Origin of the sequence: Nocardiopsis metallicus (genome assembly GCF_014201115.1) — a bacterium.
Lineage (GTDB): Bacteria > Actinomycetota > Actinomycetes > Streptosporangiales > Streptosporangiaceae > Nocardiopsis > Nocardiopsis metallicus.
Genome location: NZ_JACHDO010000001.1, coordinates 6,062,365 through 6,083,693, shown reverse-complemented (window position 1 = coordinate 6,083,693; position 21,329 = coordinate 6,062,365). Strand labels below are relative to the sequence as shown.

At 69.1% G+C, this 21,329-nt stretch carries 21 protein-coding genes; 15 read left to right on the top strand and 6 right to left on the bottom strand.

Annotated features, from left to right (window positions below):
* Nucleotides 1-213 precede the first annotated feature (213 nt).
* The 3 genes from HNR07_RS26695 (at nucleotide 214) to HNR07_RS26685 (ending at nucleotide 1,610) form a co-directional block, all read left to right on the top strand.
* Nucleotides 214-1,032, top strand: coding sequence for a helix-turn-helix domain-containing protein (locus HNR07_RS26695; RefSeq protein ID WP_184367581.1), 819 nt, complete (start codon nucleotides 214-216; stop codon nucleotides 1,030-1,032).
* A 30-nt stretch (nucleotides 1,033-1,062) separates the two neighbouring features.
* Nucleotides 1,063-1,251, top strand: coding sequence for a DUF397 domain-containing protein (locus HNR07_RS26690; RefSeq protein WP_184367579.1), 189 nt, complete (start codon nucleotides 1,063-1,065; stop codon nucleotides 1,249-1,251).
* A gap of 116 nt (nucleotides 1,252-1,367) precedes the next feature.
* Nucleotides 1,368-1,610: a DUF397 domain-containing protein gene (locus tag HNR07_RS26685; RefSeq protein ID WP_376769950.1), complete on the top strand. Its 243-nt coding sequence runs from the start codon at nucleotides 1,368-1,370 to the stop codon at nucleotides 1,608-1,610.
* Between the two features lie 85 nt (nucleotides 1,611-1,695).
* On the opposite strand, the gene HNR07_RS26680 is transcribed toward HNR07_RS26685, so the two are convergent.
* Nucleotides 1,696-2,127 carry a permease-like cell division protein FtsX gene (locus HNR07_RS26680; protein ID WP_184367573.1) on the bottom strand — a complete coding sequence of 144 codons (432 nt, stop codon included), beginning with the start codon at nucleotides 2,125-2,127 and terminating at the stop codon, nucleotides 1,696-1,698.
* A gap of 114 nt (nucleotides 2,128-2,241) precedes the next feature.
* Here HNR07_RS26680 and HNR07_RS26675 point away from each other — a divergent pair, with 114 nt between their 5' ends.
* Nucleotides 2,242-2,661, top strand: coding sequence for an NUDIX domain-containing protein (locus HNR07_RS26675; RefSeq protein WP_184367570.1), 420 nt, complete (start codon nucleotides 2,242-2,244; stop codon nucleotides 2,659-2,661).
* 98 nt (nucleotides 2,662-2,759) lie between these two features.
* The gene (locus tag HNR07_RS26670) at nucleotides 2,760-3,056 is read left to right on the top strand and encodes a DUF4287 domain-containing protein (protein ID WP_017579051.1); all 297 of its coding nucleotides are present in this window, start codon (nucleotides 2,760-2,762) and stop codon (nucleotides 3,054-3,056) included.
* A gap of 50 nt (nucleotides 3,057-3,106) precedes the next feature.
* Here HNR07_RS26670 and HNR07_RS26665 read toward each other — a convergent pair whose 3' ends face one another.
* The 5 genes from HNR07_RS26665 to HNR07_RS26645 form a co-directional block, all read right to left on the bottom strand.
* Nucleotides 3,107-4,918, bottom strand: a complete 1,812-nt coding sequence (locus tag HNR07_RS26665) for an alkyl/aryl-sulfatase (RefSeq protein WP_184367567.1) — start codon at nucleotides 4,916-4,918, stop codon at nucleotides 3,107-3,109.
* A 222-nt stretch (nucleotides 4,919-5,140) separates the two neighbouring features.
* Nucleotides 5,141-6,685 carry a fluoroquinolone export ABC transporter permease subunit gene (locus HNR07_RS26660; RefSeq protein WP_184367564.1) on the bottom strand — a complete coding sequence of 515 codons (1,545 nt, stop codon included), beginning with the start codon at nucleotides 6,683-6,685 and terminating at the stop codon, nucleotides 5,141-5,143.
* A complete protein-coding gene (locus HNR07_RS26655) occupies nucleotides 6,682-7,560 on the bottom strand; it encodes an ABC transporter ATP-binding protein (protein WP_184367561.1) in 879 nt (292 codons plus the stop codon). The genes HNR07_RS26660 and HNR07_RS26655 overlap by 4 nt, the downstream gene beginning before the upstream one ends.
* A complete protein-coding gene (locus tag HNR07_RS26650) occupies nucleotides 7,553-8,140 on the bottom strand; it encodes a TetR family transcriptional regulator (RefSeq protein WP_184367558.1) in 588 nt (195 codons plus the stop codon). Before HNR07_RS26650 ends, HNR07_RS26655 begins: the two co-directional genes overlap by 8 nt.
* A gap of 380 nt (nucleotides 8,141-8,520) precedes the next feature.
* Nucleotides 8,521-9,399: an alpha/beta fold hydrolase gene (locus tag HNR07_RS26645; protein WP_184367555.1), complete on the bottom strand. Its 879-nt coding sequence runs from the start codon at nucleotides 9,397-9,399 to the stop codon at nucleotides 8,521-8,523.
* A gap of 603 nt (nucleotides 9,400-10,002) precedes the next feature.
* On the opposite strand from HNR07_RS26645, the gene HNR07_RS26640 reads away from it, so the two are divergent.
* The 10 genes from HNR07_RS26640 to HNR07_RS26595 all read left to right on the top strand — a co-directional run bounded on the left by HNR07_RS26640 (nucleotide 10,003) and on the right by HNR07_RS26595 (nucleotide 21,304).
* Entirely contained in the window at nucleotides 10,003-12,888 is a 2,886-nt protein-coding gene (locus HNR07_RS26640; protein ID WP_184367552.1) for a DUF4040 family protein, read from the top strand.
* Entirely contained in the window at nucleotides 12,885-13,193 is a 309-nt protein-coding gene (locus HNR07_RS26635; protein ID WP_184367549.1) for a sodium:proton antiporter, read from the top strand. The genes HNR07_RS26640 and HNR07_RS26635 overlap by 4 nt, the downstream gene beginning before the upstream one ends.
* A complete protein-coding gene (locus tag HNR07_RS26630) occupies nucleotides 13,190-14,707 on the top strand; it encodes a monovalent cation/H+ antiporter subunit D family protein (RefSeq protein ID WP_184367546.1) in 1,518 nt (505 codons plus the stop codon). The genes HNR07_RS26635 and HNR07_RS26630 overlap by 4 nt, the downstream gene beginning before the upstream one ends.
* Complete coding sequence (locus tag HNR07_RS26625) at nucleotides 14,704-15,081, top strand: Na+/H+ antiporter subunit E (protein WP_184367543.1); 378 nt, start codon at nucleotides 14,704-14,706, stop codon at nucleotides 15,079-15,081. Before HNR07_RS26630 ends, HNR07_RS26625 begins: the two co-directional genes overlap by 4 nt.
* Nucleotides 15,081-15,338, top strand: a complete 258-nt coding sequence (locus tag HNR07_RS26620) for a monovalent cation/H+ antiporter complex subunit F (protein WP_184367540.1) — start codon at nucleotides 15,081-15,083, stop codon at nucleotides 15,336-15,338. The genes HNR07_RS26625 and HNR07_RS26620 overlap by 1 nt, the downstream gene beginning before the upstream one ends.
* Nucleotides 15,335-15,688, top strand: coding sequence for a monovalent cation/H(+) antiporter subunit G (mnhG, locus tag HNR07_RS26615; RefSeq protein ID WP_184367537.1), 354 nt, complete (start codon nucleotides 15,335-15,337; stop codon nucleotides 15,686-15,688). Before HNR07_RS26620 ends, mnhG begins: the two co-directional genes overlap by 4 nt.
* A 444-nt stretch (nucleotides 15,689-16,132) precedes the next feature.
* Nucleotides 16,133-19,057, top strand: coding sequence for a DUF4040 family protein (locus HNR07_RS26610; RefSeq protein ID WP_184367534.1), 2,925 nt, complete (start codon nucleotides 16,133-16,135; stop codon nucleotides 19,055-19,057).
* The gene (locus HNR07_RS26605; RefSeq protein ID WP_184367531.1) at nucleotides 19,054-19,362 is read left to right on the top strand and encodes a sodium:proton antiporter; all 309 of its coding nucleotides are present in this window, start codon (nucleotides 19,054-19,056) and stop codon (nucleotides 19,360-19,362) included. The genes HNR07_RS26610 and HNR07_RS26605 overlap by 4 nt, the downstream gene beginning before the upstream one ends.
* Nucleotides 19,359-20,906: a monovalent cation/H+ antiporter subunit D family protein gene (locus HNR07_RS26600; protein WP_254419656.1), complete on the top strand. Its 1,548-nt coding sequence runs from the start codon at nucleotides 19,359-19,361 to the stop codon at nucleotides 20,904-20,906. The genes HNR07_RS26605 and HNR07_RS26600 overlap by 4 nt, the downstream gene beginning before the upstream one ends.
* A complete protein-coding gene (locus HNR07_RS26595) occupies nucleotides 20,903-21,304 on the top strand; it encodes a Na+/H+ antiporter subunit E (RefSeq protein WP_184367526.1) in 402 nt (133 codons plus the stop codon). The genes HNR07_RS26600 and HNR07_RS26595 overlap by 4 nt, the downstream gene beginning before the upstream one ends.
* Nucleotides 21,305-21,329 lie beyond the last annotated feature (25 nt).

Sequence of the window (21,329 nt, the reverse complement as noted above, 5' to 3'; positions counted from 1 at the left end):
CCTGGATCGCTCTCCACCAGATGGCAGCTAGATCTGCTGCCCTCAGCACAAGCATGGACCGCCAAAGCTAAATCTGCAATAGTGCAGAAAGAAGTCATGCTGTTTACGTAGATTGATTGTTGAATCATGCCGAGTGATACGGTTCACGAAGATCAAGGGAGGTCAGACAGGATGGTCGTGCGCCTCAGCCCCACCGCTCGTCAGCGACGCCTCATGGCTGAGCTGACTCGGCTACGCGACAGCTCGGGGCTCTCCAGAGCCCAGGTCGCCGAACGCATCGGGATCACCGACAGCACACTGTGGCGCTACGAGACCGGTATGACCCGCCCCAAACCCGGGGACGTGGCCATCCTGCTCGACGTCTACGGGGTCCACGGGGCAGAGCGCGAAGAGCTCATCGAGATGGCCAAGCACGCGCGTAAGCGCGGCTGGTGGCACCGGCACCGCCAAGCCCTCAAGCCCGGCTTCGACAGCTACATCGGGTTGGAGGCCGCCGCCTCGGTGGTGCGTACCTTCCAGACCAGCGTGGTCCCCGGCATCCTGCAAACCGAGGCCTATGCCAGGGCTGTCATCGAGCAGACAGCCATCTCCTCGGCCCCGGACATGGTGGACGAGAAAGTGCTGGTACGGATGTCCCGCCAGGAACTGATCACCCGTGAGGACGCCCCGCTCCAGGTTGTCGCCATCCTGGACGAGGCGGTCCTGCGCCGACAGGTCGGCGGCCCCGAAACAATGCACGAGCAGCTCCAACGCCTCATAGCCCTGGCTCAACACCCCAATGTGACCATCCGCGTGGTGCCCTTTGCCCACGGAGCCCACCCCGGGCTTGACGGGCAGTTCAACCTCCTCGAATTCCCCGAGCAGGCCGACCCTGATCTGGTCTACCTGGAGCAGGCGGGCAGCGGCCTGGTTCCGGAGGACCCCGAGGAAGTTCGCAGGTATACGCTGATGTTCGGGAGTCTGCTGGGCAGGGCGCTCAAGGCCAACGAAAGCCTCTCCTTCATGCGCGGGCTCCTGTCAGACGACCAGTAAGCCCCCCTCGAACGATGAGGAGGCCCGGAGATGTCCGCGCCGCACACCCCCGCTCACACCTCGTGGCACAAGAGCAGCTACAGCACCAACGGTGGTGATTGCGTCGAGGTGGCCGAGGGCCACAAAGTCCTGATCCGCGACACCCAGCACCGGGAAGACGGACACCTCTCCTTCCGCAGTGCCGAGTGGTTCAGCCTCCTGAGCGCTCTCAAGCTCTGACACGGGCGGGGACCTCGACCCGCTGGTCGGGGAAAGTGACGTCGGGTTCGGCAGGGTCCTCCGCGAAGAAAACCTCTCCGGCCCCGCAGCGAACGATTTGAAGGATGAGGCACAAGGTGACTTTTGACGAGGCCGAGCAGATGGGCTGGCGCAAGTCCAGCTACTCGGGTGGCGGCGGTGGCAACTGTGTTGAGGTTGGCTGGCACAAGAGCAGCTACTCCGGAAGCGCTGGAGGCAACTGCGTGGAGGTCGCGGAAGGACAGAAGGTCCTGGTCCGCGACACCCAGCACAGGGAACACGGCTACCTCTCCTTTCAGGGTGGCGAGTGGTCCAGTCTCCTGAGCACTCTCAAGCGCTGACACGAACGGGCGCCCCGCTCCTCCAGCCGGGGGCGGTCACCCCTTCCTGCTTCCCCTCCTTCGCGGTGCCGGAGCCGCCTGAGGGTCAGCAGCCCTGGGCCGAGCCAGGGAAGGCAACGTCGGGGTCGGCGGGGTCTTCCGTGAAGAAGACCTCCCCGACCCCGCACTGCTCCGAGAGGGCCGAAGCGAGCTCCTCTCGCTGCTCGCTCTCCTGGAGCTCGATGACGTACCGGGACGCGAAGTCGCCCGGCCGCAGGTCTTCGGCCGACTCCCCCTGTCCGGTGAGCTCATCGAAGACCTCCCCCTCGGTGAGGAAGCGGTAGACGACCACCTCGGCGGTCTGGTCCAGCAGCTCCTCGACAGCCTCTCGCTCTTCCTCGGTGGCGGGACCGTTCTCCACGCACACCGGTTCCGTGGACTCTTCCGCGCACATGACGACGGTGAGCTCCTTGCTGTGCTGAACCGGGATCAGGCCGCACCCGGTGGCGGACACCAACAGCAGAGGGGCAGCGGTCAACGCGGTCAGGGTTCGGGGCAGGGGCATCGGTGGAACTCACTTCTGGTCGGGGACTCCCCTGTCGGATGCCCGTACGCCTCCCCGGGTTTCCCTCAAGCGCCTACCGTGAAGCGCATGGACACCGCTCAGCCACGGTCCGCACCCTCGCGCGGTGCCGTCGCCCTCATCGAGAACTCCCGCGGGGAGCTCCTCCTCCACCTGCGCGACGACATCCCGGATATCGCCTGGCCCGGCCGCTGGTCCGCGCTCGGCGGGGGCTGCGACCCGGACGAGAGCCCCAGGGAGACCATCGTCCGCGAACTCGACGAGGAGGCCGGGCTCGCCGTCGACGACCTGGTCGAGCTCTTCGAGGTGCCCGACCCCGGCGGGTCGAGTGACGTCGTCACCGTGTTCGCGGCCACCTGGAACGGCGACGCCCGGGAGCTGCCCCTCACCGAGGGCGTCAAGCTCGACTGGTTCCACCCCGACCGCCTGGGTTCCCTGAGCCTGCCCCTGTTCCTGCGGGAAGCGCTCCGCAGATACCTCGGGGACTGAGCCGGTACACCGGGAACCGAGCCGGGCCCGCTTCCCCGGAAATGTCTCAGGCGGGTGCGAGCATCGGGTTCCGGATTCCTTTCCCAGAGGAGAGCCCCATGTCGTTCCAGGCCTACTTGGACACCATCGAGGACAAGACGGGACTGGTGCCGCGTGCGCTGGTCGACCTCGCCAAGGAGAAGGGGTACGACGACCCCTCGGTCAAGGCGGGCACCATCGTCAAGTGGCTGGCCGACGACTACGGGCTGGGCCGGGGCCACGCGATGGCGCTGGTCCACGTCATCAAGAAGGGCCCCAAGATCGACGCCAAGCACGTGGGCACCTCCGGCAGCCACCGGGACGCCTCCGACGAGCTCTGGCTCGACGGCAAGGCCACCAACCCGAACAGAGCCTGAAACCGGGCCGGGTCCGGGGCCTGCGCATTCGGCCCCGGACCCGGCCCCGATCAGGGCGTGACGATCGCGAAGTTCGGATCGGGCTGATCCAGCACGCCCATGAGCTTGTGTACGGCACCCAGGTCCCCGCTGTGGTCGAGTCCGGCGGTGTCCCCGTTCGCGAGGAGGCCGAGGAACTGCGGCTTGGTCAGGTTCAGGGTCAGGTCGGCGTCCGTGCCGCCTCCGCTCCCCTGGACGGGCCAGTGGACGAAGGCTCCGTTGGACAGCTGGGAGCGGTGGCTCTCCCCGAGATCGGTGATGTTCCAGTCGATGGTCAGCGCCGTCCCGGCGGCCTCGGGGCCGTTCACCCGGATGGAGATCGTGTCCAACAGCTGCGTGACGGTGAGCATGGCGGCCAGACTCGACGAGCCGAGCTCCGTCTTCACCACCCCGTCGCGCAGTTCGCTCGCCCCGGTGAGGTAGCAGTTGCGCCAGGTGGCGTTCTCCGCTCCCTCTCCGAGCCGCTGGTAGACCGAGGCGAGCAGCTCCCTGGCGTCGGGGTTCGACGGCTCCGCGAACACGGCGTGCTTGAGCAACTGGGCGGCGAACCTCAGATCACCCTCCTCTGCGTAGGAGCGGGCCTTGGCCAGCACGGCGTCGATCCCGCCGATCGTGTCCACGTACCTCTTGGCGCTCTCCGTCGGCGGGTGCTCCCAGAGTGAGGACGGGTTGCCGTCGTACCAGCCCAGGTAGCGCTGGAAGATCGCCTTCACGTTGTGGGACAGCGAACCGTAGTAGCCCCGGGTGCTCCAGGCCCCCTCCAGCCCTTCCGGCAACCGCAGTTCCTCCGCGATCTCCGGGCCGGTGAGCCCCTGGTTGAGCAGGCGCAGGGTCTGGTCGTGCATGTAGGCGTACAGGTCGCGCTGCTCGGACAGGTAGCCCACGATCTTCTCGCGGCCCCAGGTCGGCCAGTGGTGGGAGGCGAACAGCACGTCCGCGCGGTCGGCGAAGCGCTGGATCGCCTCGTTGAGGTAGCGCGACCAGATCCGGGCGTCGCGCACCACCGCGCCGCGCAGGGTGAGGATGTTGTGCATGTTGTGGGTGGCGTTCTCCGCCATGCACAGGGCCCGGTGGTCGGGCAGCAGGAAGTTCATCTCCGAGGGGGCCTCGGTGCCGGGGGTCATCTGGAAGACGAACCGGACCCCGTCCACGACCTCCTCCTGGCCTGTGCGGGAGATGTCCACCGTCGGCGGTACCAGGCCGGGCGTGCCCGTGGACACGGTCGGCCCCAGCCCCATGCCGACCACCCCGGCGGGGCCGATCCCCAGGTTCGCGCCCGAGTAGTACATGCCCCGCCGCAGCATCGCGGGCCCGGCGTAGACGTTCTCCACCACGGAGTGCTCCAGGAAGCCCTCCGGAGCGAGGATCGGCGCGTCGTCCCGCTCCGGGTCGATCACCCCGGGGGCGCCGCCGAAGTGGTCGAGGTGCGAATGGGTGTAGAGCAGCCCCGTCACGGGCCGCTCACCGCGGTGTTCCCGGTACAGGGCCAGCCCCGCCGCGGCCGTCTCGGCCGAGATGAGCGGGTCGACGACGACCACCCCGCGCTCGCCCTCGATCAGGGTCATGTTGGACAGGTCCAGTGCCCGGACCTGGTAGATCCCCTCGGCGACCTCGTACAGCCCCTGTTTGGCGCACAGCTGGGACTGGCGCCACAGGCTCGGGTCGACGGAGTCGGGACGCTCCCCCTCCAGGAAGGAGAAGGCGTCGATGTCCCACACCACGTCGCCCCGGGCGTCGCGGACCACACCGGGGGTCAGTTTGGCGACGAAGCCGCGGTCGGCGTTCTCGAAGTCCGTCCTGTCCTCGTGCCTGAGCTCGGTCACGGTCGTCCCTCCAACGGAGCACACGGGTGCGGTCGGGCCGCCTGGCCCACCCTCCATGGTCGGCGGAGACAGCCCACCGGGGCTCCGCCGCCGCACCAAGCCCGCACCAACTTCCGGTACTGATCCCGTACCGGCGATCAGCCGGGACCGGAACCGCTTACAGCCCGGTGACCGGCACGGCCCCAGCGAGTGCGGGCGCGCTCCGGGCCCCGCACCGGAGCGTCATCCGAGCAGGCGCGACCTCACCCGCCGGACCAGGGCCAGGGCGGCGGCCGCCGCGATCACGAGTCCGCCGAGCAGGACGGTCCACGGAGGGACCGCGTCACCCGGATACCCCGGCAGGGCCAGCAACGACCATGCGGGCGGCAGGACCAGAAGCGGAGCCCACCAGGGCCCGGGCAGGACCCAGAGCAGCACCGGCGCGAGGACGGACACGGCCGCCACCCCCTTGACCACGACCAGCGCCTCGACCTTGTTGCCCGCGAACGCGGCGGTGGCCAGCACCACCAGGGGCGCGAACAGCGAGGCGAGCAGCACGGCCGCGACCAGGCCCGGCGACACCTGCGGGCCCAGCCCCGAAACGGGAACGGCGATCGCCAGTCCGACCAGGGCGAGAAGGAGGGCCGTCCCCGTCCGGAACCCGAAATAGGCGGGCAGGGACAGCGGAGAGACGCGCAGCACCAGCAGGACGCGGTCGTCGACGTCCTCCGTCACGCGCAGCGCCACCACGCTGCCGACCATCACCGGCACGTGCAGCAGGACCAGTGCGCCGAACACAGCGCAGGCGTGCGGCGCGGGATCGAAACCGTGGGCGGACCGCAGGTACTCGGCGATCGCCGGATAGGCCCACCGCAGGACCAGTGCCAGGGGCAGGGGCGCCAGGGCCACCGCCAGCAGAAGCGGGTCGCGCCGCCCGCCGACGAGTTCGTACCGGGCCAGGGCCAGGACCGGGTGGACCCGCCGGCCGGGCCCGGCGTAAGGCCCCGAACGCGCCCGGGCGGCGGGCCCCCTGCGGGGGGCGCGACCCGCAGGGGGCCGGCCGCCCCGGCCCGCCCTCTCCTCCCCGGTGACGGTGCTCTGCCGGGCCGCCCACCAGCACAGGGCCGTCGCGGAGACGACCGCGTACACCAGCGCCACCGCCCAGCCGGGCCCCTCCGGTATCCCGTCCCGAGCGGTCAGGCCCCGGCTGATCAGTTCGGCGCCCGCGGTGGTGGGCACGGCCCACAGCAGCGGGCTCTGGACGACACCGGCCAGGTGCAGTACCGGAACCGCGACGAGCGGGGCGATGACCGGAGCCGTGGCGAGCAGGGCGCCCTGGAGGGTTCGGGTGAGCGCGCCCAGCCCGAGGCAGGCGGCCACCAGCAGGACCGAGGTCAGCGCGACTCCGGCCGTGCTGTAACCGAGCGCGCCCCACAGGCGCCCCTGCGGCGCGGTCACCGCGATCATCGGCAGGGCCATGGCGACGGCGGGCAGGGCCAGCGCCCCCACGCGCACGAGTGCGGCTTCTCCTGGGCTGACGGGGGTGACCGCGCGGGCGGCGTCGGTTCCCTCGACCCGTTCGAACATGAGCAGGGCGACCGCGAACAGCGCCCCGAACCCGGCGGTGTCCAGGAACAGGAGGTAGGGAACCAGGGCCTGGGCGCCCGAGGCGGGTAGCGCCAGCAGCAGTCCGGTCCAGAGCGCGGCGAGGACGGCGGCGATCGCCACGACCCCGTACCGCCACAGCACCTTCGCCTCAAGCGCGAACGCGCCCGCGAGCCGGTTCACAGCCGGACCCTGGTGACCTCGGCGAAGACGTCGTCGAGGGTGGCCTCGCGGGTGTGCAGGGTCGTGACCGCCCCCGAGGCCACGAGGTCGGACAGCTCACCGCCCGCACCCAGGTCCGCGAGGCCGAAGGTGCGTCGGCGGGTGCGGCCACCGGTCACGTACTCGGCCACCACGCCGGGGTGGCCGTAGCGGCGGCGGAAGCCGTCAGGGGTGTCGACGGCGGCGATCCGGCCGTCGACGACGAAGGCCAGCCGGTCGCACAGGTCCTCGGCGGTACGCATGTCGTGGGTGGTGAGGAAGACGGTGGCGCCCCGGTCCGCCTCGGCCCGGACGACCTCGCGCAGCCGCGCCGCGCGTACGGGGTCCTGACCCGAGGTGGGCTCGTCCAGGAAGAGCAGGCGTGGACGGTTGAGCAGGGCCCGGGCCAGGCTCAGGCGCATCCTCATCCCCTTGGAGAAGGTACTCAGCCGCTGGTCCGCGGCCTCCGCCAGGTCGACGCGCTCCAACAGCCCGGCGGGGTCCGCCGCGGGGCCGCGGTAGAGGGAGGCGAACGCCTCCAGGTTCTCCCTCGCGGTGAGGCGGGTGAACTCGGCGGGCAGCTCGAACCCGACACCGATCTGCTCGTAGTAGCCCCTGCCCCATTCCGTGAGCGGTCTGCCGAGCACGCTCACGCTGCCTTCGTAACCGCGCAGCAGCCGGGTCAGGACGCGTTGGACCGTGGACTTGCCGGCCCCGGAGGGGCCGAGGAAGCCGAAGACCTCCCCGGCCGTCACGGTGAAGTCCATCTGACGCACCGCGTCCCCTTCGGCCCCGCGGTAGCGCACGCTCAGGTCCGCCACGGAGATGACTTCGTCTGCGCCGACCGCCTCAGCCATTGCGGGCTCCGGGGTTTTCGAGGGCGTCGAAGGCCTGCTCCATGAGTGCGGGCAGGTCCGTCTCACCGTCCTGTTCGACCCAGACGGTGATGGCGGTGGCGAGCGCGGCGGTGCAGGCGGACGCGACCACGCGGGCGGCCATCGGCGGCGCTGCGGCCGCCTCCGGGTCGCTGAGTCCCCTCTCGAAGGCGCTGCGTGACCCGTCCATGCTCTCCCCCATGCGGGAACGCAGGGCCGGGGTGGTCAGCAGCAGCCGGGACCTCAGCAGCAGGGCCTCCCGCTCACGTGCGTAGACGGCGGGCACAGCGCTCATCACCGCGTCCCGCACGCGACGCAACGCGGGTTTGTCCGGTGGTTCGGCCCGAATCAGCTCTTCGAGCAGGGGGTCGTAGTCGTCCCGCAGGACGACGTCCTCCTTGGTGGGGAAGTACCGGAAGAACGTCATGTGCGAGACGCCCGCCTCGGCCGCGATCCTGGCGACGGTCGTGTCCTCGTACCCGTGTTCGGCGAACAGCCGGAACGCCGCCTCCCGCAGTGCGTTCCGGGTGCGCTCCCGTTTCTGCTCACGCCAGTGCGCCATGACCCTCGAGACGATTGGTGTTAGTTGATAACACGTTAGTCTCTAACACTACGCGCGCGGATCCTTCGTGTACACCGTCTGGGGCCGGTCCGCCTTCGAGCACGGCCGACACCGGCCAGCAGCGCGCAGGCCGGGTGACGGCGCGGGGAAGGAACCGGCGCCGGTTCGGAACCGGAGCGATGGCGGGGTGCGCCGACATGCGGCAGGAACGGGGCACGGCCGCGGGGCCGGGAGCAGCACCCGACGCCTTCCCCGCCTACGCCGCCTTCGTGTTCGCCCTCCCCCTCAGCGCGCGGGCGCCGCGCCGAGGGGGCCCGCGCCTTTGAACCGGGTGGCGGGAGAGAGGTGGGGGGACCCGGGTGCGCCCCTGGACCGGAGCCTCAGGAGTCGGCCCCGCAGACCAGCTCGCGGATCTTGTCCGGGAACTCGTAGGGGGCCAGGTGGCCCGCCCCCTCCAGGACGTGGGTTCCGGTGTTCAGGAAGCGGCGGGCGGGGCCGTGCAGGCGGGCCGGGGAGAAGAACACGTCGTCCGAACCTGTCGCCACGGTGACGTTCTTCTCCTGCCAGGCGAGCAGCGACTCGGTGTCCAGCGGCCCCGGCGCCAGACTGGTACGGCAGTACCTGCCGACCATCGTCATCCAGTGCGCGAACGGGTGGACGGGGTACCGGGAGGAGGGTCCGCTCATGAAGTTCAACAACCGGGTGCTCTTGTCCTCCCGGGGGCCGATCATCCAGGGGAGCGTGACCCGCATCAGTTCGGGGGAGGTAGCCGCCGGGGTCAGCCCGGCGGGGTTGACCAGCACCAGACCCTTGACCAGGGAACACGGCCTACTCGCCAGTGCCACCGCCGCTCCCAGGGAGTGCCCCAGGACGATCGCGGGACGGTCCACGAGCTCGGGCAGCACCTCGTCGAACCAGGCGCCGTAGGCCCGGGCCCGATGACCGCGGGGGCGTTTGCCGCAGCTGAGCCCCGGCTGCCCGGGCAGGTCCACCAGGAGTACGTCCCTCTCCGCCGTCATGTCGGAGGCGGGGGAGGCGCTGAGGGCGCTGTTGAAGTTCGTACCGCTCAGCACGACCACCGGGGCTCCGGAACCGCCCTCGAAGCGGAAGGCGCGGGTCGGGCCGATGGCCGTGGAGATCCGCGGCAGGGCTTCGAGGTCGGTGAACTCGGCCAACCGTTCCTCGCACCAGCCCCGAACCAGCCTCTCGGCGGCCTCGGATCGGTAGACGCGCGCACCTTGGATGGCGGCCTCGGTCATCGAACACCTGGTTTCGGGTAGGAGTCAACCTTCGCCGACCAGTCTTCCCGGCACACCCGCTGAGGACCCTACGCCGCGCGAAACAGTCAATGCTACCGCTGAACACATCCGAGACCAACCTGGCCGCGGAAGGTTATTTTACCTGTTCAGGGGATATGTTGAAGTCCAGCCTCCCACTCCTCGACACGTGAGTGAAATCCCACGAAAAGCGTCTGGAACTGGACATACACTCTCGCATCAACGAACATGGGCGCGGCGTCAAGCGCCATCACAGGTGTGCCGGGAAGACTGGTCGGCGTCCCTGTCTCCCCATGTCCCGGAGTTATGACGCATGACGCCCCAGCACGCCTCACCTCTGCGCGCCCGGCGCAGGTCCCGTTTCGCCGAACGGCCACAGGCACCGGCGCCACACAGTCTTCCACTCGGCACCAACGGCTACACGTCCTCCTGGGGCCACAACGCGCACGGCGAACTCAGCGCCTGCCCGCCAGGACACGGCTGACGGCCTGACCGCAAAAACCACCTTCCGCTCCGTCACACCGTGTTCGCCGACCGGGACACCCCGGCCGTGCACACGGTGTTCAGCCGTGAAAGGACAGTGGCGTGGTGCTACTGCTTCTCCTCATCGTGCTCGCCGTGACCGTCGCGAGTACACCCTTACTAGACAGGTTCCTGGGCCGTAACGCCGGTTGGCCCATCGCCGCGGTGTTCCTGGCCCTGACGGTCATGGTCGCTCTCCAGGCCCCCCAGGTCCTGGGTGCCGGTGTCCCGCTGGAGTACACCCAGCCCTGGATGCCCAGGCTCGGGGTCGACCTGCACCTGCGCATGGACGGCCTCGGCTGGATGTTCACCATGCTGGTCACCGGTATCGGTGCCCTGATCATGGCCTACTCCACCAGGTACTTCCCATCAGGCCGCAGACTCGGTTTCTACTTCCTGATGTCGCTCTTCGCGTTCGCGATGGCGGGGCTGGTGCTGGCCGACGACGTCGTGCTGCTCTTCGTGTTCTGGGAGATCACCACGATCGCCTCGTTCTACCTGATCGGCCTTTCCGGGCCGTCGGCGAGCCGCCCGGCGATCCGTACCTTCCTGCTCACGGCCATGGGCGGACTCGCGCTGCTGGGCGCCGTCGTGCTGCTGGTGGTACGCACCGGAACGACACAGCTGAGCGTGATCCTGTCGGACACGGCGTGGACGCAGGACACCGCGTTCGTCTCCGTGGTGGCCCTGCTGGTGATCGTGGCGGTCTTCAGCAAGTCAGCGCAGTTCCCCTTCCACTACTGGCTGCCGGACGCCATGGCCGCGAGCACTCCGGTCAGCGCCTACCTGCACGCCGCCGCCATGGTCAAGGCCGGGATCTACCTGGCGATGCGTTTCACCCCGGCGTTCGGTGACCTGTTCCTGTGGAACGTCCTGCTCATCTCAGCGGGTCTGATCACCGCGGTGATGGGTGCGTTCTTCGCACTCCAGCAGAACGACCTCAAGCGGCTGGCGGCCTTCTCCACGGTCAGCCAGCTCGGTCTCCTGGTGGCGGTGATCGGTGTGGGCACTCCCCAGGCCCTGGTGGCCGCCTCGGTGCACACCGTCGCGCACGCGCTGTTCAAGTCGGCCCTGTTCATGGTGGTCGGCCTGGTGGACATCCAGACCGGTACCCGGGACATCCGCAAGCTGGGCGGCCTGCGGCGCCGAATGCCGGTCACAGCACTCATCGCGGCACTGGCCGCCCTGTCCATGTCGGGCATCCCTCCCCTGCTGGGCTTCATCAGCAAGGAGAGCTTGTTCGAGTCGTTCCTGCACGCCCCCGGCCCGGCCTGGTTCGGTCCGCTCGCCGGCGTGCTCGCGGTCTCGGCCTCCGTGCTCACGTTCGCCTATTCCTTCCGCTTCGTGTACCGCACCTTCTTCGGCGCGTCCCGCAGCGAGGAGGGCACGAAGGAGGCCACGGCCGGCGAGGCCCGGGGCAGCTTCTGGGCCCCGGCCATCGTCGCCTCCCTCGGCGGCGTGCTGCTCGGCCTGACCGTCCCGATCCTGGACCCGCTGGTGAACGAGGTGGCCGCCAACACCACGCACGTGACCTCGGACGCCCACCTCGTGCTGTGGCACGGGTTCAACGCCGCGCTCGTCATGTCCATGGCAGCGATCGGCCTCGGCGCCCTCGTGGCCTCGCGCTCCCGGGCCGGAGACGCCCTGGCCGGCCGCGACTTCGTACCGGTCTCCGGCGTGGGGGTGTTCGAATCCCTTTACAGCGGGATCATCCGGTTGGGCAAGCGAACCGGTGACCTCACCCGGACGGACTCCCCCGCCTTCCACCTCGGCGCGCCCACGGTCCTCATCGTCGCGTTGGCAGCGGTAGCGGTCATCTTCGGTGTGGACCTGCCGCCGGCCGCGGGACAGACCTCCTTCGGACTAGACTGGTTGCTCGTCGGACTGATGGCGGCGGCCGTCCTGGCCGCGGTCATCACACGCTCCCGCATGGCGGGGCTGGCGCTGGTCGGCGTGGCGGGGTTCACCGTGGCGCTCTGGCTGCTCTTCCTCGGCGCCTTCGACGTCGCGCTGACCCAGTTCCTGGTGGAGATCCTCACCGTGGTCGTCGCGGTCCTGGTACTGCGCCGGCTGCCCAAGAAGTTCCACCCGGTCAAGAGCGGGCGCAAGGCGCTGACCGCGGTGATCGCCGTCGCCGCCGGGCTGAGCGCCGGTATCGCGGCCTTCGCCCTGACCGGCCGCCGGGAACTCTCTCCGGCGGCGGAGTACTTCCTGGAGAACGCACCCGCGGACACCGGCGGTACCAACGTCGTCAACACCATCCTGGTCGACTACCGGGCACTCGACACCTTCGGTGAACTCGTCGTGCTGGGCGTAGCGGGCCTGATCATCATCGCGGTCCTGCACTCCAGCGGGCTGCTGCCCGTGCACGGTTCCCGCCGGGTCGTGGTACCCAGCAGCAACGCGGCCTTCTCCGCCGAGGACAACACCGTGCTCATGCGCACGGTCGGCCGCTACCTGATGCCGCTCCTGGTGCTGTGGTCCCTGTACCTGCTGTTCCGCGGGCACAACGAACCCGGCGGCGGTTTCATCGCCGGCCTGGTCGGCGGCTCGGCGTTCGCTCTGCTCTACTTGGCCGCTCCCAGCGACAAGAGGGCGAAGATCCGGCTGGCCTACCCGGCGATCATCGCTTCCGGAGTGCTCATCGCCGCCTTCTCCGGGTTCCTGGGCTACGCGGACGGATCCTTCCTCCGGCCGCTGCACGCGGAGATCCCGCTGGCCTGGGGCGGCTACTTCCACTTCACCACGGCCTTCGTCTTCGACATCGGCGTCTACCTCGGCGTCGTCGGAGTCCTGCTCACCGCACTCAACGAACTGGGGCTCGACCGGGGCTCTCCCCAGAACGGCGAGGCCGAGAACGCAGGCGCCGACCCCGAGAAGGGGCGTGACTCCGAAACGGACCGCGACACCACCGTCCTGGACGACTCCACCACAGGAGGTAAGCGATGACTCTCGCCATCACGATCGGGATCCTGGTCGCGGGAGGCGTCTACCTGATGCTGCAGCGCGGCATGGTCAGGATCGTCCTCGGTCTGCTCCTGGTGGGTCACGGGGCGAACCTGCTGCTGATGTCCTCGGGGGGCATCTTCCGCCGGGAGCTGCCCCTGCTCCAGTTCGGCTGGGGCTCCCAGACCGCTGACCCGCTTCCCCAGGCCTTCGTCCTGACCGCGATCGTCATCGCCTTCTCGATCGCGATCTACATGCTCACTCTCGCCGCTTCCGGCAGCGACGACGACACCGAGGAGGCCTCATGAACACCGCGTTGCTCCCTCTCTTCGTCGCGGCCCCGTTGGTCGCGGCAGGGCTGTTGCTCTTCGTCAGAGGGCCCCTGTGGGTCCGGCGCACGCTGTTGCTGGCGCCGAGCGCGGGCGCGATGCTCGCCGGCGCCTGGCTGATCTGGCTCACCCGTGACGGGACCGTCTTCGCCCACAACGTGGGCCTGTGGCAGGACGGGATCGCGATCCCCTTCGTCGCGGACGTCTTCAGCGCCCTGATGCTGTGGACCACCGCGCTGCTGGCCCTGGTCTGCTCGATGTTCGCGATAGCCACCGGTGACGACCGGCAGACCTATTTCTCCCCGCTGGTGCTGGTCCTCACCTCCGGTGTGTCCGGTGCCCTGCTCACCGGCGACATCTTCAACATGTTCGTGTTCATCGAGGTCATGCTCCTGCCCTCGTACGGACTGCTGGCGATGATGGGGGTCTTGGGGCGGCTGAAGGCCGGTCGCATCTACGTCACCGTGAACCTGCTGACCTCCACCGTCTTCCTCGCCGGTGTGGCGCTGGTCTACGCGGCGGCGGGAACCGTCCACCTGGGTGAGCTCGCCGGAGCCGCCAAGGAGTCCCCGATGGTGGCCGTGGGCATGGGTGTCATCATCCTGGCCCTGGCGATCAAGGCCGCGGTGGTGCCCATCCACGGCTGGCTGGCACGCACCTACCCCTTCACCTCGCCCGCCATCACCGCGCTGTTCTCGGGGCTGCACACCAAGGTGGCGATCTACGCCATCTACCGCCTGTACGCGCTGGTCTTCGACGGGGACGCGAAGTTCCTGTGGATCGGCCTGGTGGCCTTCACCCTCACCATGGTCATCGGTGTCATGGGGGCGGTCGGTGAGAACACCACCCGCTCCATCCTGGTCTTCCACATGATCAGCCAGATCGGGTACATCCTGCTGGGCGTGGCCCTGTTCACCGAGATCGGCCTGATGGCGGGTATCTTCTACCTCATCCACCACATGATCGTGAAGGCCTCGCTGTTCCTGTCCACCGGGGCCATCGAGCACACCCACGGCACCGGCTCCCTGGACCGGCTCGGCGGCATCGCCAAGCGAGAACCCCTGCTGGGCATGGTGTTCATGGGCGCGGCGCTGTCCCTGGCGGGACTGCCGCCCTTCTCCGGGTTCGTCGCCAAGCTCAGCCTGGTGATCGCCGCGGTGGACGGCGCGCAGTGGACGGTCGCGGCCGTGATGATCGCGGTCAGCCTCATCACCCTGATGTCCATGCTCAAGATCTGGGGCGGGGTCTTCTGGGGCAAGGAGCCGGAGCCGGAGGGCTCCGACCAGGCTCCCGTGACCGCCGCGGGGAACGGAGCCACGGACACGCTCACCCGGCCCAAGATCAAGGCGTCCTTGATCGTCCCGGGCCTGATCCTGACCGTGACCACCCTGTGCATCGGCCTGGGCGCACACGTGCTCCTCGAGTTGAGCGCGCAGGCCGCCGCGAACCTGTTGGACACCTCCACCTACGTCGAGGCGGTGCTGGGCCGATGACCTATCTGACATGGGCGCTCCGAACGCTCTGGTTCCCCTTCTACGCGGCCGGGGAGATCGTGAAGACCTCCTTGCAGGTGATGTGGGACATCGTCACACCGGGCAGCTCCGCCACCCCGGCCTTCGTCGAGGTTCCGCTCCGGGCGAGCAGTGACTTCGAGGTGACCATGCTGGCCAACCTCATCTCGCTGACCCCCGGAACAGTGACGGTCGCCGTACGGAACGAGCCCTCCACCCTCTGGGTGCACGGCCTGTACGTGGAGGACCGGGAGTCCTTCCAACGGGGCATCCACGCGATGGAGGACCGTCTGCTGGCAGTCACCCGACCGACCGGATCGACGGAACACGCTCTCGACGAGGTGGGACAGCGCTGATGGAGTTCATCGACATCGGTATCGTCGCGATCATGGTGGCCATGGTCATCGCGACGTACCGCATCCTGACCGGCCCGTCGGCCGCCGACCGGGGAGCCGCGTCCGACGTGGTCTTCTTCGGCTTCGTCGGCCTGGTCGCCATGCTGGGGTTTCGGATCGACACAGAACTGGTCGTGGACATCGTCCTGGTGTGCGCCCTGGTCGGCTTCCTCGCGGCCCTGTCCCTGGCCCGACTGATCACCGGAGGCAAGCGATGAGCGTGCTGTACGTGCTCGGAATCATCAGCATGGTCCTCGGGGCCATGGTGTTCCTGGTCGGCTCGATCGGGCTGCTGCGGCTGCGTGACTTCTACGCGCGGCTGAGCGGGGTCACCATCGCCGGAGCCCTGGGGACGGGCCTGCTGCTGTTCGGGCTCTTCCTGCACTACCCGACCGTGGCGAACGCGATCAAGCTCGGCCTGGCCCTGCTGATCCAGCTGGCCACGGCCGCGGTCGGCGGCAACGCCCTGGTCCGCGCCGGATACCTGACCGGGGTCAAGCCGGTCGCGGACACGAAGTTCGACGACCTGGCCGCGACGACCTCGGAAAACGATTCCAAGTCCGGTTAGTCGTCGTCCGGACCTCCAGCGAGACAGCACGGGCCCCGTCACCGAAAGGTGGCGGGGCCCGTGCGCTTATACGTTTTCACCACCGCCGGGCAATGGTGAAGAGCCTCACCCGCTCTTTACGTTTATGCCGCACCCATCTTTGCAAACTTCGGCCTCCGTTGTCAGGGTCCTTGCCCACAAGTCACAGGACACAGCGGTGACGCGTCACAGGACACAGCGTGACGCGGGCCGGATCGCGGTCGCTCACCGGCTCAGCCCTCCTGACCGGAGAGCCTGAGGGCGACGACAGGACCGAGCACACCGGCACACCACCGCCCCGGACCACAGTCAAAAGCGAACCAAGCAGAAGTAAAAAAAATACAAGCGCCCTGGAATAATGCCGCGTCCATTCCTCTACCGCTGTGTCGGTTAGGGGTTGACCGGAAATTGTGAAATGACTGTGACGTGGTACTTCTGCTACTGCTTCTGGTCCTCGCCGCCGCCGTGTTCGCGACGTTCCCCCTCCACCGGGCCCTGGGGCGCGCCGCCGGTTGGCCGCTCGCGCTCGTGCTGCTGGCGTCGACCGGACTGGTTCTGGCCCAGGCCCCGCAGGTACTCGGAGCCGGCACGCCGATCGAGTTCGCCAAGCCCTGGATGCCCGAGATCGGCGTCGAACTGCGCCTGCGCATGGACGGGGTCGGTTGGCTGTTCACCCTGCTGGTGAACGGCGTCGGTGCGCTCATCCTGGCTTACTCGGCCCGCTACTTCCCGCCCGGGCCGCGGCTGGGCTTCTACGCCCTGATGACCTTCTTCGCGCTCGCGATGACCGGGCTGGTGATGGCCGACGACGTGGTGCTGCTGTTCGTCTTCTGGGAACTGACGACCGTCGCCTCGTTCCTCCTGATCGGCACGTCCGGCCGCTCCGGAAACGCCCCGGCGATCCGCGCCCTCCTGACCACCGTGGTGGGCGGGCTCGCCCTGATGACCGCCGCGATCCTGATGGCCCTGCGCACGGGAACCACACGGCTGAGCACGATCCTGGCCGACCCGGTGTGGGCCGAGGACCCCGCCTTCTCCTCAACGGTGGCGGTACTGGTGATTCTGGCGGCCTTCACCAAGTCGGCCCAGTTCCCCTTCCACTACTGGCTGCCGGACGCCATGGCGGCAAACACCCCGGTCAGCGCCTATCTGCACGCGGCGGCGATGGTCAAGGCCGGGATCTTCCTGCTGATGCGGTTCACCCCGGCCTTCGCCGAACTCCCCCTGTGGAACTACACGCTCATCGCCTTCGGTCTGGTCACCGCGGTGGTCGGCGCGGTGTTCGCGTTCCAGCAGTACGACCTCAAGAAGCTCGCCGCATACTCCACGGTGAGCCAGCTCGGGCTGCTGGTGGCGGTGATCGGGGTGGGCACCGAGGCGGCCCTGGTGGCCGCTGCGGTACACACCCTCGCGCACGCGCTGTTCAAGGCAGCGCTGTTCATGGTGGTCGGGCTGGTGGACCACCAGGCGGGCAGCCGCGACCTGCGCGAGATCCGCCGGTTGGGGATCGCGGGCGGTCTACGGCGCCGGATGCCGGTCACCGCGACCGTGGCGGCGCTGGCCGGACTGTCCATGGCGGGCGTCCCGCCGCTCCTGGGTTTCGTCAGCAAGGAGAACGTCTTCAAGGGCCTACTGGAGGCGCCCGGCCCCGCGTGGGTGGGGCCGGCCGCCGGAACGGTCGCCGTCATCGCCTCCGTCTTCACCTTCGCCTACACCTACCGGTTCGTGCACGGCGCGTTCTGGAGCTCCTCGCCGCGCCCGGACCGGAGCGGAACCTCCGTGTCCGAGGCCGGATACGGCTTCGCGGGCCCGCCCGCCGTCGCCGCCGTTCTCGGCCTGGTGCTGGGCCTCGCCGTCCCCGTCCTGAACCCGATGGCCGAACGGGCCGCCGCCGAAGCCACCGGGGAGGCGGAGGCCGAGGCCGGGCTGGCCCTGTGGCACGGACTGTCCGCTGACCTGTTCATGTCCCTGGCCGCGATCGCCCTGGGCGCACTGCTGGTGTGGTGGACCGCCTCCGGTGAACGGCTGGCCGGTCGCCGGCTCTTCCCCGTGGACGGGGTCATCGTCTTCGAGGCGCTACGCGAGGGGATCATGGCCCTGGGCCGACGCGTGGGCGACCTCACGCGCTCCGACGCTCCTCCGCGGCACCTGGTCGTGCCGATCGTTCTGGTGATCGCGCTGGCCGGGATCATCACCGCGACGGGTCTGGAGGTACCCGAACCGTACGGGGAGACCTCCTCTCCACTGGACTGGCTGCTGATCGCTCTGATCACGGCCTCCGTCATCGGCGCCGTCTACGTCCGGTCCCGCACCGCCGGGCTGGTCCTGGTCGGCTCAGCCGGGCTGACCACCGCGCTGTGGCTCTTCCTGCTCGGCGCGTTCGACGTGGCCTTCGCCCAGATGGTGGTGGAGATCCTCACCGTGGTCATCGCCGCCCTGATCCTGCGCCGGCTGCCCGCGCGGTTCCACCGGATCTCGCTCCGGCGCTACCTCGCCACCGGGGCGATCGCGCTCTTCGCCGGCCTCTCGGCGGCTTTGGGGGTCTTCTACCTGACCGGGCGCCGGGGCCGGTCGGAGGCCTCGCAGTACTTCCTGGAGAACTCCGAGGAGGACACCGGCGGCACCAACGTCGTCAACACCATCCTGGTCGACTACCGGGCCCTGGACACCCTGGGCGAGCTGGTCGTCCTGGGCGTGGCAGGACTGATCGTCATCGCCGTGCTCAACTCCAGCGGTCTGCTGACCGCGCACGGTGACCGCAGACTCGTCGTCAGCCGCTCCAGCGCCGTCTACGACGCGGACGACAACACCCTGGTCATGCGCGCGGTGAGTTACCTGCTGCTGCCGCTGATCGTGTTCTGGTCGCTGTGGCTGTTCCTGCGCGGCCACACCGACGTCGGCGGCGGCTTCGTCGCCGGACTGCTGGGCGGAGCCGCGTTCGCGCTGCTGTACCTGGCGGCGCCCAGCGCCTCGGTGGCCAAGATCAGGCTGGCCTACCCGCGCATCATCGGCGCCGGTGTGGCGATCTCCCTGGCCTCGGGGCTGTTCGGGTACCTGGACGGCTCGTTCCTGCGCCCGCTGCACGGATACGTGACGCTGCCGCTGGTGGGTGAGTACCACCTGACCGCCGCACTCGTGTTCGACGCCGGCGTCTACCTCGCGGTGGTCGGCGTCATCCTCACCGCGCTGAACCAGCTCGGGTTGGAGGAGTCCCTGCCCGGCGATTCCACCGCCGGCACCGTGAGGCCAGTCAGGGATCAGCCGCCCACCGACGACCCCGGGACCCCGCCCGAGGTGGACGCCCAAAGCCCGCTCCGAGAGACACCGGACAAGGAGGGAGGTGCCCGATGACCCTGGCCATCACCGTGGGCGTACTGGTGAGCGGCGCGGTGTTCCTCATGCTGCAGCGCGGCCTGGTACGGATCATCCTCGGCTTCGTACTGCTGGGACAGGCCGCGAACCTGATCCTGATGTCGGCCGGCGGAACCTATCTGCGGGCCCAGCCGCTGCTGGACTACACCCCGGTGGACCAGGCGTCCGATCCGCTGCCGCAGGCCTTCGTGCTGACCGCGATCGTGATCGCCTTCTCGATCACCATCTACATGCTCACCATCGCGACGGCCGGATGCTCCGACGACACGGAGGACCGCTCGTGAACACCTCGCTGAACCTGCCGGAGCCGACCGCCTACCTTCCGCTGCTCATCGTCCTGCCGTTGGCGGTCGCCGCGGCCCTGGTGCTGTTCCGCGTACCGGTCCGCCTGGAGCGCGCACTGCTGCTGGCCCCGGGCGCCCTCATCCTGGTAGCGAGCACCGGGCTGCTGTGGCTGGTCCGCGACGGAACGGTCCTGGCACACAACGTGGCACTGTGGCAGGGGGGAATCGCCATCCCGTTGGTCGTGGACGCCTTCAGCGCGCTGATGCTGTGGGCCACCGCCCTGTTGGTACTGGTCTGCACGGCCTTCGCCATCGCCGTGGGCGATGACCGGGCCGCCTACTTCGGACCGCTGGTGCTGACGCTCTCCGCCGGTGTGGTCGGCGTGCTGATGACCGCGGACGTGTTCAACATGTTCGTGTTCATCGAGGTCATGCTGTTGCCCGCCTACGGGCTGCTCGCCATGCTGGGGTCGCGGGACCGCATCCGGGCCGGACGCGTGTACGTCACCGTGAACCTGCTGACCTCCACCATCTTCCTCGCCGGTGTGGCCCTGGTGTACGGCACGGCCGGCACGGTGAACCTGGCCGCCCTGGCCGGTGCTGCCGCCGAATCCCCGGCGGTGGCCACGGGAACCGGGGTCATCATCCTCGCCCTGAGTGTGAAGGCGGCGGTGGTCCCGGTACACGGCTGGCTGGCCCCTTCCTACACCAACACCTCCGCGGCGGTGACCGCTCTGCTCTCGGGGCTGCACACCAAGGTGGCGATCTACGCCATCTACCGCCTGTACGCCGTGGTCTTCGACGGGGACACGCGCTTCCTGTGGATCGGCGTCGCGGCCTTCTCACTGACGATGCTCATCGGGGTGCTCGGGGCGGTGGGGGAGAACAGCACCCGTTCCATCCTGGTCTTCCACATGGTCAGCCAGATCGGCTACATCCTGCTGGGCGCGGCCCTGTTCACCGAACTGGGCCTGATGGCGGGCATCTTCTACCTGATCCACAACATGTTCGTGAAGACTTCGCTCTTCCTGTCCACCGGGGCGATCGAGCACACCCACGGCACCGGAGCCCTGGACCGGCTCGGCGGCATCGCCAAGCGGGAACCCCTGCTCGGGGCGGTGTTCCTGGCCGCGGCGCTGTCCCTGTCCGGGCTGCCGCCCTTCTCCGGGTTCGTGGCCAAGGTGACGCTGGTGGCGGGCGCTCTGGAGGCCGGGCAGTGGGAAGCCGCAGCCACCGCCGTCGTGGTCAGCGTGTTCACGCTGATGTCCATGATGAAGATCTGGGGCAGCACCTTCTGGGGCGATCCGCCGAAGGAGGAGGGGGGCGACGGCGACACCGGGAACGCGGGAGAGGACGCCGCCGGAGGCGGGGTCGCGATCCAGGACCCGCCCCGGGTCCGGACCGCCCTGCTGCTGCCCGGTCTGGTCCTGGCCCTGCTGACCCTGGCTCTGGGGCTGGGCGCCCAGGTCCTGCTGTCCCTGAGCGCCCAGGCCGCCGGCCACCTGCTGGACCCGTCAACCTATGTCGAGGCGGTGCTGCGATGACTCCGCGAACCTTCCTGGCCTGGATCCTGGGGATGCTCTGGCTCCCCTGCTACGTCCTCTACGACCTCCTGCACGGCTCCGTCAGGGTGTCCAGGGACATTCTGCTGCCGGGCGACACGATCGTCCCGGCCTTCGTCGAGGTACCCCTGCGCTGTCGCAACGACCTGGAGATCAGTCTGATGGCCAACCTGATCTCGCTCTCGCCCGGGTCGCTCACGGTCGCCGCCCGGCACGACCCGGCGACGCTGTGGGTGCACGCGATGTACGCGAAGGACCACAGGTCGGTCCTGCACCAGGTCCACACCCTGGAGGACACCGTGCTGCGCGCCACCCGGCCGGAGGGGGTGCCGCCCCGCCCGGAGGACCTGGAACGCGACGAGAAGGGGGAACGGCGGTGACACTGATCAACCTGGCCCTGGTCCT

What these genes read in the sequence shown, in the direction of transcription:
- HNR07_RS26695 (WP_184367581.1), top strand. Translation starts at nt 214, where the DNA reads ATGGCTGAGCTGACTCGGCTACGCGACAGCTCGGGGCTCTCCAGAGCC.
- HNR07_RS26690 (WP_184367579.1), top strand. Translation starts at nt 1,063, where the DNA reads ATGTCCGCGCCGCACACCCCCGCTCACACCTCGTGGCACAAGAGCAGC.
- HNR07_RS26635 (WP_184367549.1), top strand. Translation starts at nt 12,885, where the DNA reads ATGACTCTCGCCATCACGATCGGGATCCTGGTCGCGGGAGGCGTCTAC.
- HNR07_RS26670 (WP_017579051.1), top strand. Translation starts at nt 2,760, where the DNA reads ATGTCGTTCCAGGCCTACTTGGACACCATCGAGGACAAGACGGGACTG.
- HNR07_RS26620 (WP_184367540.1), top strand. Translation starts at nt 15,081, where the DNA reads ATGGAGTTCATCGACATCGGTATCGTCGCGATCATGGTGGCCATGGTC.
- HNR07_RS26650 (WP_184367558.1), bottom strand. Translation starts at nt 8,140, where the DNA reads ATGGCGCACTGGCGTGAGCAGAAACGGGAGCGCACCCGGAACGCACTG.
- HNR07_RS26605 (WP_184367531.1), top strand. Translation starts at nt 19,054, where the DNA reads ATGACCCTGGCCATCACCGTGGGCGTACTGGTGAGCGGCGCGGTGTTC.
- HNR07_RS26645 (WP_184367555.1), bottom strand. Translation starts at nt 9,399, where the DNA reads ATGACCGAGGCCGCCATCCAAGGTGCGCGCGTCTACCGATCCGAGGCC.
- HNR07_RS26595 (WP_184367526.1), top strand. Translation starts at nt 20,903, where the DNA reads ATGACTCCGCGAACCTTCCTGGCCTGGATCCTGGGGATGCTCTGGCTC.
- mnhG (WP_184367537.1), top strand. Translation starts at nt 15,335, where the DNA reads ATGAGCGTGCTGTACGTGCTCGGAATCATCAGCATGGTCCTCGGGGCC.
- HNR07_RS26625 (WP_184367543.1), top strand. Translation starts at nt 14,704, where the DNA reads ATGACCTATCTGACATGGGCGCTCCGAACGCTCTGGTTCCCCTTCTAC.
- HNR07_RS26630 (WP_184367546.1), top strand. Translation starts at nt 13,190, where the DNA reads ATGAACACCGCGTTGCTCCCTCTCTTCGTCGCGGCCCCGTTGGTCGCG.
- HNR07_RS26675 (WP_184367570.1), top strand. Translation starts at nt 2,242, where the DNA reads ATGGACACCGCTCAGCCACGGTCCGCACCCTCGCGCGGTGCCGTCGCC.
- HNR07_RS26655 (WP_184367561.1), bottom strand. Translation starts at nt 7,560, where the DNA reads ATGGCTGAGGCGGTCGGCGCAGACGAAGTCATCTCCGTGGCGGACCTG.